An 11,894-nucleotide genomic window follows, 5' to 3' on the forward strand; every position below is an offset into this window, starting at 1 on the left:
GCATGCCCAGCCAGGCAAGAGCGGTCAAGCTTGATACGGCCTTGATTCCAATCTGAACTGGCAATCAGCCTCTATCTGGAGCGCAGACTCCTGCGCCATCAAAGAAAAGCCTTCAGATAACTGTGGGCCGCATCATCCGGGTCGATTGGCCTTTGGAACTTGGCCCCGAGATAGTGGGCGCTGAATACATCCAGATAAGCATCCAGCACACTACTGGCGCTGGTATCTTCAGCCAGTTCCAGGCACAACGCAGCAACCTCGGCCGTACAGAAATGGTCATCGCGCCGGGAACGGCGCAGCCGATAACGCGAGATCTGCTCCGGCTCCAGACTCAAAACCGGGAACCGCTCAAGATACGGGCTCTTGCGGAACATTTTGCGCGCTTCCGTCCAGGTCGCATCCAGCAGAATGAACAACGGACGCTTGCCTTCTTCACGCGCAACCCGGGTTACAACCCGCTCCCTGGCGACGAATTCACCCGGAAACACAATATAAGGCTGCCACTGCGGGTCATCCAGCAAAGCCAGCAGTTGCTCGTCGACTTCGATCCGCGACCAGCCAAAGGCGTGGGTATCCTGAATGACATCGGCGATCAGCCAGCCGGTATTGGTCGGCTTCAGCGGCTCGGTGTCATACATCAACAGGCACATGCCAGACGTTGCAGCGACCTTGGGCCGCCAGGCACACAGGCAATAGCTGGATATCACCCGGCAATCCGTACAGCGCGGCGCTCGGGAACCACGGGCAATGAAAGGCTTGGTGCTACGGGCCAGGCGCTGATCGCGCAGGCGGGAAACAGCATGGCTCATTGAAAGACACGCCCGCTGAAGAAAGGCATCGACACAGCAAAAACTCGACAGGGGTAAAAAGTCTGCGCAGTTTACCAGAGCCCTGCCGGTTCAACCTGCTTTCGAGCCAGTTGGTCCTGACCTATACTGGCGCGCCACTGGAAACGCGCCGTGGGCGGGTTATTCTGAACACACGTTGAAGTTGCTGGTCAAACCGGCCAGCCACTGAATCAGGAGAGTTTGATGCTGCGCCTCATCGCCCCAACCCTTACGCTTTTACTCGTCGCCCCGTTGTGCGCGCAGGCAGCGTCAAAGCAGGAATTCGAGCTCAGCAGCATGCTGGAAAAAGTAGCCAAGGAAAGCAGTATCGGAACGCCAAGGGCAATCAACGAAGACATTCTGGACCAGGGCTACACCGTCAACGGCAAGGAGCTGATCAACCACCTGAGCGTGCGCGAAGGTCAGGCCCGGCAAATGCGCGCCAACCCGGACGCCGTACGCAGCCAGTTGGGTAACAGCGTTTGCCACAACAACGGCTACCGCCAACTGATGACCAAGGGTGCCGTACTCAAATACCAGTTCACCGAGTACAAGACCAACCGCCCGATCATCAGCCAGACCTTCCAGGCCTCGGACTGCGCAGTAAAGAAATCTGGCAAATAAGCAGCATCCCTCGCTTCACCACGCGCCGTCACTCAGGCGGCGCGCTCCTCTTTGTATCCCTCCTCCCAGCCCTTGAGCAGATAGATAATCGATAGCCTTTTAGAGGAAAGCGAGACATTTTCGGGCCATCATATAACCTGAAGAAAGCTTCTATCATCGGCAAAGTACGATGTTTTGTGATCCTGACGGGAGTCTCGCCCGGATCAAGCCATTCTGCAGGAGGAGAAATCTTGAATGCCGTATGTACCTAACGATGTTCTATCGCAACATTTTCAGAGCAATGGCCTGGATATCACCAGCAAGATCGAGGAGCACATCAATCAGGTCGCTCCTGACAGCCCCAACCTGCCTTTGTACCGAGACATGATCCTGACCGTCCTGCGCATGGCCGAAGATGGCCGTAACCGCTGGGACGCCAAGATAACGCTGCAAACACTGCGCGAGCTGGACAGAGCATTCCGGGTGCTGGAGCGTTTCAAGGGACGCCGTAAAGTGACGGTGTTCGGCTCGGCCCGTACGCCAGTGGAACACCCTCTTTATGCGCAGGCCAGGGATCTTGGGGGAAAACTGGCTCGCTCCGACATGATGGTCATCACCGGTGCAGGTGGCGGCATCATGGCTGCTGCACACGAAGGGGCCGGTCGTAACAACAGCCTGGGCTTCAATATCACCCTTCCCTTCGAGCAGCATGCCAATGCGACCGTGGAAGGGACTGAAAACCTCCTGCCATTCCACTTCTTCTTTACCCGCAAGCTGTTCTTCGTCAAGGAGGCCAATGCTCTGGTGCTATGCCCTGGAGGCTTCGGAACACTGGACGAAGCCCTGGAAGTACTGACACTGATCCAGACCGGCAAAAGCCCGCTGGTGCCTATCGTGCTGCTGGATACGCCGGGCGGAAACTTCTGGCAGAGCGCACTGGACTTCATCAAGAACCAGTTGGAGGCCAACCACTACATTCTGCCAGCCGATATGAAACTGATGCGGCTGGTTTACAGCACCGACGAGGCTGTCGAAGAAATCAACAGGTTCTACAGTAACTTTCACTCCAGCCGCTGGCTGAAGAACAAGTTCGTGATTCGCATGCATCACCCGCTCAACGAGCAGGCACTGGCGCACATCCAGAAAGCCTTTGCCGATATCTGCAGCAGCGAAGACTTCCATCAGCACACTTATCAGGGAGAAGAACACGACGAAGCGCAATTCAGTGACCTGACACGCCTTGCATTTTCATTTACAGGGCGTAATCAAGGCCGGCTTCGCGAGTTGATCGACTACATCAACCTGCCAGAGAACCTTGTCAGGAAAGCCTGATATCCGCACTGGATACCTGGCTAATCATCCTCGCCACGGCCGCTCAACAAGCGGCCGATCATATCCAGCGGATACCCGCGATAGCTCAGGAAACGGCCTTGCTGGGCGCGCTCGCGTGCATCGGCAGGCAACCTGCCGGCAAATTTGCGCTGCCAGGTTTCGTACAGACGGGCTTGCCAGTCGACACCGCACTCCCTGAGCGCTTCTTCAATATCGCCTCGCTGCAAGCCACGCTGCCCCAGCTCTTCACGAATACGCAAAGGGCCATAGCCCGAACGTGCCCTGGAGGAAACGAAGCTTTCAAGATAGCGGGATTCAGAGAGCAGCCCTTCCTCGACCAGACGGTCAAGGGCGGACTCGATATGCTCGGGAGAAGCGCCGCGCTGACGCAGCTTGCGCGTCAGCTCGACTCGACCATGCTCGCGTCGCGCGAGCAGGTCCATTGCGGTTCGTCGTACGGCGACAGTGGTATCGAGCACAACAGGCATGAGGCTTGATCAGATATCTGCGTCGATTTCAGCCATGTCATCGGCATCGGCCGATTCACGGGAGCCAACAGCCTTGGTGTCGACACCTGGAGTCAGAAGTTTGTCGCGGATCTGCTTCTCAAGTGCAGCGCCGATTTCCGGGTTATCCGCCAGGAACTTCGCCGAGTTGGCTTTACCCTGACCGATCTTGCTGCCTTGGTAGCTGTACCACGCGCCGGACTTCTCGACAAAGCCATGCAACACAGCCAGGTCGATGATCTCACCGTTGAGGTAGATGCCCTTGCCGTAAAGAATCTGGAACTCTGCCTGACGGAACGGCGGAGCCACCTTGTTCTTCACGATCTTGACGCGGGTTTCACTACCCACCACTTCATCGCCTTCTTTCACGGCGCCGGTGCGGCGAATATCCAGACGTACCGAGGCGTAGAACTTCAGAGCGTTACCACCGGTGGTGGTTTCAGGGCTGCCGAACATCACGCCGATTTTCATACGGATCTGGTTGATGAAGATGACCAGACAGTTGGCGTTCTTGATGTTACCGGTGATCTTGCGCAGCGCCTGAGACATCAGACGTGCTTGCAGACCAACGTGCATGTCACCCATTTCGCCTTCGATTTCGGCCTTGGGTACCAATGCGGCAACGGAGTCGACGACGATGACGTCGACGGCATTGGAGCGCACCAGCATGTCGGTGATTTCCAGGGCCTGCTCACCGGTGTCCGGCTGCGAAACCAGCAGGTCGTCGACATTGACGCCCAGCTTGCCGGCGTATTCAGGGTCCAGTGCGTGCTCGGCATCGACGAACGCACAGGTTGCGCCTGCTTTCTGGGCTTGAGCGATGACCGAAAGGGTCAGCGTGGTTTTACCCGAAGACTCGGGACCGTAGATTTCAACGATCCGGCCTTTAGGCAAGCCGCCGATACCCAGTGCGATATCCAGACCCAGCGAACCGGTAGAAATAGAAGGAATAGCCTGACGATCATGGTCACCCATGCGCATTACGGCACCTTTACCGAATTGACGCTCGATCTGACCCAAGGCCGCAGCCAAGGCTTTCTTCTTGTTGTCGTCCATTGAAGTCCTCACGTAATCAAATTCAATTTAGGGCCTGAGCGATCAGAACACCTGTATAAGTAGACAGTATTATTCCACAGCGATGAGCGCTCGCCTACCCCTGTTTTGGCATTTCTCCAACAGCAAGCTGTATCAGCCCCTCTAGCGCGGCCTTAACCGTTTGTCGGCGCACTTCATCGCGGTCGCCGTCGAACTGTCGACGCTGAGCGACAAGCGTCTCTCCCATGCCCCAGGACAGCCATACCGTGCCGACCGGCTTTTCAACCGAACCACCGCCAGGCCCTGCCACGCCACTGACGGCAACGGCGAAACGAGCGCCACTTTTCTCCTGCGCACCACGCACCATGGCTTCCACGACGGGCTGGCTGACTGCTCCGTGTGTCACAAACAGCTCGGCAGGCACATCGAGCTGCCGGGTTTTCTGAGTATTGGAATAGGTCACATAGCCTGCTTCGAACCAGGCAGAGCTGCCACCAATGCGGGTAATGGCTTCGGCAATCCCGCCGCCCGTACAGGACTCTGCGGTAGTGACCTGAGCATTGATGGCTTTTAGATGCTTGCCGAGCGATTCGGCAAGCCGGGTAATTTCATCCACGATCTTTTCCTGTAACAACCGAACGGAGCGAGCCAAAGCGGCCACCTGAGCAGCCGCTCGCTCATGGGGCAACTATGACTCTTTTTTCTTCGGACAGGGTTTGCGGATCGTCTCAACGGTTGTTTCTTTCGGGCGGCGCCTGGCCTCTTCGACAGGAATGAAGCGCCCGCTACCAGAATCCCGTGCTCGTTTGTTCGCCATATAAAAATCCTTTTTTATAAGGTGCCGCCCGTCATTGGGCGACAACGATGAAAGTCTATACAGCCGATCCACATCACGGGTCGTCTGGAAACCTTCGGTGACGAAACAGGAAGTGTCGGCCATGCCTGCGCTATGAGGGTGTGCGTGGTAACCTTGCGCCCATCGCAAAAACACGGCAGACAGCCCTCGGCACGAGAGGGGTTACATGTCACACCCTGAAATTTGCCCCACCCTTCCAACGAACTTGCCTAACCTACTGATGAATAAAGCAATTTCCGATCTCTCTTCGCACACCCCCATGATGCAGCAGTACTGGAAGCTGAAGAACCAGCATCCCGATCAGCTGATGTTCTATCGCATGGGCGACTTCTATGAAATCTTCTACGAAGACGCCAAAAAAGCCGCCAGGCTGCTGGATATCACCCTGACTGCGCGTGGCCAGTCGGCCGGTCAAAGTATCCCCATGTGCGGCATTCCGTACCATGCAGCCGAAGGGTATCTGGCCAAGCTGGTAAAACTGGGCGAATCGGTGGTGATCTGCGAACAGATCGGCGACCCGGCGACCAGCAAAGGGCCGGTAGAGCGTCAGGTCGTGCGTATCATCACACCGGGCACCATCAGTGACGAAGCCTTCCTTGACGAGCGCCGGGACAACCTGCTCGCGGCGGTCCTGGGTGACGAGCGTCTGTTTGGTCTGGCGGTCCTGGATATCACCAGCGGCAACTTCAGCGTGCTTGAAATCAAGGGCTGGGAAAACCTGCTGGCAGAGCTGGAACGTATCAACCCTGTCGAGCTGCTGATTCCCGACGACTGGCCTCAGGGCCTTCCGGCAGAAAAGCGCCGCGGCTCGCGTCGTCGTGCGCCTTGGGATTTCGAGCGCGATTCAGCGCATAAAAGCCTGTGCCAGCAATTCGCGACTCAGGATCTCAAAGGCTTTGGCTGCGAAAACCTGACACTGGCCATTGGTGCCGCAGGCTGTCTGCTGAGCTATGCCAAGGAAACCCAGCGCACCGCATTGCCGCACTTGCGCAGCCTGCGCCACGAGCGCCTGGACGACACCGTGGTGCTGGATGCCGCCAGCCGCCGCAACCTTGAGCTGGACACGAACCTGGCTGGCGGACGCGACAACACGCTGCAATCGGTCATGGACCGCTGCCAGACAGCCATGGGCACGCGCTTGCTGACCCGCTGGCTCAATCGCCCACTGCGCGACCTGACAGTTCTCCAGGCCCGACAGACTTCGATCGGCTGCTTCCTGGAAAGCTACCGCTTCGAGAGCCTGCAACCGCAGCTCAAGGAAATCGGTGACATCGAGCGCATCCTGGCGCGTATCGGCCTGCGCAACGCCCGTCCGCGGGACCTTGCACGCCTGCGTGACGCTCTGGGCGCGCTGCCGGAGCTGCAACAGGCAATGACCAGCCTGGAAGCACCGCATCTGCAACAGTTGGCCCGGACCACAAGCACCTACCCGGAACTTGCAGACCTGCTGCAACGGGCGATCATCGATAACCCGCCCGCCGTGATTCGCGACGGCGGCGTGCTGAAGACCGGCTACGATGCCGAGCTGGACGAGTTGCAGTCGCTGAGCGAGAACGCCGGCCAGTTCCTTATCGACCTGGAGGCACGGGAAAAGGCCCGTACCGGCCTTGCCAACCTGAAAGTCGGCTATAACCGCGTACACGGCTACTTCATCGAGCTGCCCAGCAAGCAGGCCGAGCAGGCGCCAGCCGACTATATCCGTCGCCAGACCCTCAAAGGCGCAGAGCGCTTCATTACGCCCGAACTGAAAGAGTTCGAGGACAAGGCGCTGTCAGCCAAGAGCCGCGCCCTGGCACGAGAAAAAATGCTCTACGAGGCCTTGCTGGAAGACCTGATCGGTCATCTGGCACCGCTGCAGGACACCGCTGCGGCTCTGGCCGAGCTGGACGTCTTGAGCAACCTGGCCGAACGCGCACTGAATCTGGATCTCAATTGCCCGCGCTTCTCAAGCGAACCGTGCATGCGCATCGATCAGGGCCGTCATCCGGTGGTCGAGCAAGTATTGTCCACACCGTTCGTGGCCAACGACCTGTCTCTGGATGAAAACACCCGCATGCTGGTGATTACCGGCCCGAACATGGGCGGTAAATCGACCTACATGCGCCAGACCGCATTGATCGTATTGCTCGCTCACATTGGCAGCTTTGTTCCGGCCGCCAGTTGCGAACTGTCTCTGGTCGACAGGATCTTCACCCGTATCGGCTCCAGCGATGATCTGGCGGGCGGACGCTCGACATTCATGGTGGAAATGAGCGAAACCGCAAACATCCTGCATAACGCAACCGACCGCAGCCTGGTGCTGATGGACGAAGTCGGACGCGGTACCAGCACATTCGACGGTCTTTCGCTGGCCTGGGCTGCGGCAGAATGTCTCGCCCAGTTACGCGCCTACACCTTGTTCGCCACCCACTATTTCGAACTGACGGTGCTGCCCGAGAGCGAGCCGCTGGTGAGCAACGTGCACCTGAACGCGACCGAGCACAACGAACGGATTGTCTTCCTGCACCGGGTTCTTCCCGGGCCGGCAAGCCAGAGCTATGGCCTGGCAGTGGCACAACTGGCGGGGGTTCCAGCCAAAGTGATCACGCGCGCCAAGGAACATTTGCTACGACTGGAAACCACCAGCCTGCCCCATGAGCAACCCCGACCAAAACCCGGAAAACCGGCAGCGCCCATGCAAAGCGACATGTTTGCAAGCCTGCCCCATCCGGTACTGGAAGAGCTGTCGAAGGTAAAAGTCGACGACCTTACACCTCGTCAGGCACTAGAGTTGCTGTATTCATTGCAAACTCGGGTCTGACGCGAAGCGTTACAAGCTGTTAGAATCCCGCGCGGTTTGGGATGCTCCCAGCTTTTAGCCTGGTTGGGCAGCTATCGAGCCGCGTGAAAACGCAGCGAACCAAGGGTCGAGCGGCAGGCAATGCAGTCCATCTGCCTCAAGGCCGCTCACTCCATGCACGTGTTTTCATAAGGCCGGGAAACGCCCCGAACCTGGCAATCCCTATCTGGAAGGGCAATGCCGCAGCCGCCTGAGGAGAGAATTAGAAATGACCTTCGTCGTCACCGACAACTGCATCAAGTGCAAGTACACCGACTGCGTAGAAGTCTGTCCGGTGGACTGCTTTTACGAAGGCCCGAACTTCCTGGTGATTCACCCGGATGAGTGCATCGATTGCGCGCTTTGTGAGCCTGAATGCCCTGCTCAAGCCATCTTCTCCGAAGATGAGATTCCTGCTGGCATGGAAAACTTCATCGAGCTCAACGCCGAACTCGCAGAAGTGTGGCCCAACATCACAGAAAGAAAAGATGCCCTGCCCGACGCAGAAGAATGGGACGGCAAGACAGGCAAGATCGCAGATCTGGAACGCTGAGTTCCAGGATTGCCAGAAAGGCCCTTCGGGGCTTTTTTTGTGAGCGCAAAACAGGTTTTACAGGCAAAAAAAAGGGGCGGTATGACCCGCCCACATTTTTTCCCTAGTCCCTGTAATCCTTTTCATCATCCTGATGAATCGCTTCTTGCGATGTCCTTGACGGTCCTCCTTGACTGCCTGTGCCTGTCCGTTGGCACAGTTCCGATATTAGTGATTTTCAGGCCGTGGGCAACACCTGAAAATACGCCAGAAAATTTCTTACCTTGCTGTTTAAAAAATAAAATGCCTTTCAATTCATTCAGTTAAAAAATTGCAGTGCAGAAAAATCTTTTATCCCGCCCAATAAGCCCCTGATAGCTTACGAAACGGGTAAGCAAAGGCTTACGTATCGCGCACATATCACCGCCAAAAAAGTCTGTCAGGAATTTCAGACATGCGCAGCCGACTTTATAAGATGGTGATCATGTAAAAGGCCGATGTAAACATTTGATGTTTACATCGGCCTTTCGCACGCAGGGGGGATGCTTATTGGAAGAGGGACTCGCTCGAAAGACCATTCTTTTCGAGGATTTCACGGAGACGTTTCAGACCTTCGACCTGAATCTGGCGAACACGCTCACGGGTAAGGCCAATTTCAAGCCCTACGTCCTCAAGCGTACTGCTTTCATGCCCGCGTAAACCGAAGCGGCGTATCACCACTTCACGCTGCTTGTCGGTCAGCTCGGACAGCCATTGGTCGATACTCTGGGAAAGATCATCATCCTGCAGAAGCTCGCAAGGGTCTGTAGGACGATCATCCGTCAGGGTATCGAGCAGCGTCTTGTCCGAATCAGGCCCCAGAGAGACATCAACCGAAGAAACACGCTCGTTGAGCCCAAGCATGCGCTTGACCTCGCAGACGGGTTTTTCCAGCAGATTTGCAATCTCTTCAGGAGAAGGTTCGTGATCAAGCTTCTGCGTCAACTCACGAGCGGCACGCAGATAGACATTCAGTTCCTTGACGACATGAATCGGCAACCGGATGGTCCGGGTCTGATTCATGATGGCACGCTCAATGGTCTGACGAATCCACCATGTCGCGTAGGTCGAGAAACGGAAACCGCGTTCCGGATCGAACTTTTCGACAGCCCGGATCAAGCCCAGGTTGCCTTCTTCGATCAAATCAAGCAATGACAACCCACGATTGACATAGCGCCTGGCGATTTTAACCACCAGCCGCAGATTGCTTTCAATCATGCGCTTGCGTCCAGCCGGATCCCCACGTTGCGACAATCTCGCAAAGTGGACCTCCTCTTCCGGGGACAACAGGGGAGAAAACCCTATTTCATTGAGATACAACTGGGTGGCATCGAGCGCCCGAGTGTAATCAATATATTTATGTTGTTTGAGCGATGAGTTGTGCTTGGCCTTGGTTCGATCCGAGGCGGCAGTAGACGGCTGCCTCTCGTTCGAGTTGTCCTCCAGGACAATGCCGGTTTCCATGAGGAGCACTTCATCATCGATGTCAAACTCCGGCGCTTCGCTGCTAAGAGCCATTGTTATAGTCCTTTGGTGAGTTCGACCTCAAGCTCAGCGTCGCCTATATCCATGGCAACGTTTGAGCCCATTCCCTCTGCGTCAGGAACAGGCTGACAACTATCAGCGACGTGGCAAAAACTGCAGCGGATCTACAGGCTTTCCTTGTCGGCGAATCTCAAAATGCAGCTTCACCCTGTCAGTTCCTGTTGACCCCATCTCGGCAATTGTCTGCCCCGCCTTGACTTGTTGCCCCTCCCGAACCAAGAGCCTGCGGTTGTGACCGTAGGCGCTGACGTAGGTATCGCTGTGTTTGATGATTATCAATTCGCCGTAGCCCCGCAATCCACTTCCGGCGTATACAACTGATCCATCAGACGCTGCCAAAACAGGCTGTCCCAAATCACCTGCGATATCAATTCCTTTATTCAAACTGCCGTTTGAGGAAAATTTTCCTATCAAAGTGCCACTTGCAGGCCATGCCCAACCTGTAGGGGACTTCCCGGCAGCGCCCGCAGAAGTATCGCCAGCGGGAGGTATTACCACAGGTGTAACTGCGACCGGCCTGGAAATGAGAGTGGTCTTGACCGAGCCGGAGGCGCTTGTACGGGTGGATGTAGTGGCGGTAGCCGGGGCCGGTTGTACTACGACTGGAGCGGAAGCCACAGAGTCGGATGTTGAATTTGAACGCCCGTCAAAGCGAATCGTCTGACCGGGTTTAATCGTGTAGGGCTCTGGGATCTGGTTGCGCGAAGCCAGTGCTTTCCAGTCCCAGCCGTAACGAAATGCAATGGAAAACAGGGTATCGCCACGTCGCACGACATATTGTCCGGTCGTGACCGCAGGACGTTGTGACGTTACGTTACCGTTGCGATCAACGACACGAACACCGCCCGAAGGAGAACTGGCGCAGCCGACCAAGAGGACACTGAGTGCAATGCCAATCACCAGACGCTGATAACTTGCTGAAAACTTTAGCTGCCGAATGACTGTGTGACTCACCCGCCACTCCCTTTACTGGTGACTGAATTCGAAAGATGCCTATTGTGCCGCAAGAACGGCGGGCAGCCAGTGATTAACTGTGCAAAGCCCTCATCATGCATGAATCATGTATGCGAAATGATGCCATGCTGCCACATATCGCCCTGATCAGCAGGGTGAGTAGACCGATGAGTGCGGTCAGAATTCACTTGAAGCTCCATTTACATGTCAGGCCAGAGGCCCGTTGAGCAATGGCACAAATCGCACGGCACCCAGCACATGCCGGGAAAATCCATTTTCTTCACGAACGATCAACATCAGTTGCTGCACTTCTCCGGAACCGACCGGGATGACCAGCCTTCCGCCGGGAGCCAGTTGATCGAGCAACGCTTGCGGTACATCAGTCGCCACGGCTGTCACGATGATCCCGTTGTAAGGCGCCAGCGCAGGCCAGCCTTCCCAGCCATCGCCCCAGCGAAAGACCACGTTGCGCAGGTTCAACTCGACCAGACGCTCCTTGGCACGGTCCTGCAGCACCTTGATGCGCTCTACCGAGAATACGCGCTCCACAAGCTGGGCCAGCACAGCCGTCTGATAACCCGACCCGGTGCCGATCTCCAGCACCTTGTCCAGCGGACCAGCCGCCAGCAGCAGTTCACTCATGCGAGCGACCATATAAGGCTGGGAAATGGTCTGGTTATGGCCGATCGGCAAGGCCGTGTCTTCGTAGGCACGGTGCGCGAGGGCTTCATCGACGAACAGATGCCGGGGCGTCTTGCGAATGACGTCCAGCACACGGGTATTGGACAGGCCTTCTTCGTACAGGCGCTGTATCAGTCGCTCGCGAGTACGCTGCGAGGTCATGCCG

The 11,894-nt window shown here is 56.6% G+C and carries 12 protein-coding genes; 4 read left to right on the plus strand and 8 right to left on the minus strand.

Annotated features, from left to right (window positions below):
* Positions 1–98: 98 nt before the first annotated feature.
* Entirely contained in the window at positions 99–809 is a 711-nt protein-coding gene (locus Q6A51_RS13540; protein ID WP_201017872.1) for a tRNA-uridine aminocarboxypropyltransferase, read from the minus strand.
* 222 nt (positions 810–1,031) lie between these two features.
* Here Q6A51_RS13540 and Q6A51_RS13545 point away from each other — a divergent pair, with 222 nt between their 5' ends.
* Together Q6A51_RS13545 and Q6A51_RS13550 are read left to right on the plus strand one after the other, a co-directional pair.
* A complete protein-coding gene (locus Q6A51_RS13545; protein WP_201017873.1) occupies positions 1,032–1,451 on the plus strand; it encodes a quorum-sensing-regulated virulence factor family protein in 420 nt (139 codons plus the stop codon).
* Positions 1,452–1,685: 234 nt separating this feature from the next.
* Positions 1,686–2,762 (plus strand): LOG family protein, encoded by a 1,077-nt coding sequence (locus tag Q6A51_RS13550; protein WP_304575006.1) that lies wholly within the window; start codon positions 1,686–1,688, stop codon positions 2,760–2,762.
* A gap of 20 nt (positions 2,763–2,782) precedes the next feature.
* Here Q6A51_RS13550 and recX read toward each other — a convergent pair whose 3' ends face one another.
* The 4 genes from recX to Q6A51_RS13570 all read right to left on the minus strand — a co-directional run bounded on the left by recX (position 2,783) and on the right by Q6A51_RS13570 (position 5,243).
* The gene (gene recX, locus Q6A51_RS13555) at positions 2,783–3,250 is read right to left on the minus strand and encodes a recombination regulator RecX (RefSeq protein WP_201017875.1); all 468 of its coding nucleotides are present in this window, start codon (positions 3,248–3,250) and stop codon (positions 2,783–2,785) included.
* A gap of 9 nt (positions 3,251–3,259) precedes the next feature.
* Positions 3,260–4,324: a recombinase RecA gene (gene recA / locus Q6A51_RS13560; protein ID WP_201003531.1), complete on the minus strand. Its 1,065-nt coding sequence runs from the start codon at positions 4,322–4,324 to the stop codon at positions 3,260–3,262.
* A 94-nt stretch (positions 4,325–4,418) separates the two neighbouring features.
* Complete coding sequence (locus Q6A51_RS13565) at positions 4,419–4,919, minus strand: CinA family protein (protein ID WP_304575049.1); 501 nt, start codon at positions 4,917–4,919, stop codon at positions 4,419–4,421.
* A 72-nt stretch (positions 4,920–4,991) separates the two neighbouring features.
* Positions 4,992–5,243: a competence protein CinA gene (locus Q6A51_RS13570; protein WP_304575007.1), complete on the minus strand. Its 252-nt coding sequence runs from the start codon at positions 5,241–5,243 to the stop codon at positions 4,992–4,994.
* Between the two features lie 148 nt (positions 5,244–5,391).
* Between Q6A51_RS13570 and mutS the strand changes: the two genes are divergently transcribed.
* Positions 5,392–7,959 carry a DNA mismatch repair protein MutS gene (gene mutS / locus Q6A51_RS13575; RefSeq protein WP_304575050.1) on the plus strand — a complete coding sequence of 856 codons (2,568 nt, stop codon included), beginning with the start codon at positions 5,392–5,394 and terminating at the stop codon, positions 7,957–7,959.
* Between the two features lie 247 nt (positions 7,960–8,206).
* Positions 8,207–8,530, plus strand: coding sequence for a ferredoxin FdxA (gene fdxA, locus Q6A51_RS13580; protein WP_012270863.1), 324 nt, complete (start codon positions 8,207–8,209; stop codon positions 8,528–8,530).
* 525 nt (positions 8,531–9,055) lie between these two features.
* Here the strand turns inward: fdxA and rpoS are convergent.
* The 3 genes from rpoS to Q6A51_RS13595 form a co-directional block, all read right to left on the minus strand.
* Positions 9,056–10,066 carry an RNA polymerase sigma factor RpoS gene (gene rpoS, locus Q6A51_RS13585; protein WP_201003535.1) on the minus strand — a complete coding sequence of 337 codons (1,011 nt, stop codon included), beginning with the start codon at positions 10,064–10,066 and terminating at the stop codon, positions 9,056–9,058.
* A 102-nt stretch (positions 10,067–10,168) separates the two neighbouring features.
* Positions 10,169–11,047 (minus strand): peptidoglycan DD-metalloendopeptidase family protein, encoded by an 879-nt coding sequence (locus Q6A51_RS13590; RefSeq protein ID WP_304575008.1) that lies wholly within the window; start codon positions 11,045–11,047, stop codon positions 10,169–10,171.
* Between the two features lie 207 nt (positions 11,048–11,254).
* On the minus strand, positions 11,255–11,890 hold the full coding sequence (locus tag Q6A51_RS13595) for a protein-L-isoaspartate(D-aspartate) O-methyltransferase (protein WP_176767549.1): 636 nt from the start codon (positions 11,888–11,890) through the stop codon (positions 11,255–11,257).
* Positions 11,891–11,894: the final 4 nt, after the last annotated feature.

Origin of the sequence: Pseudomonas serbiensis, from assembly GCF_030580745.1 — a bacterium.
In the GTDB taxonomy this organism is placed as follows: Bacteria; Pseudomonadota; Gammaproteobacteria; order Pseudomonadales; family Pseudomonadaceae; genus Aquipseudomonas; species Aquipseudomonas serbiensis.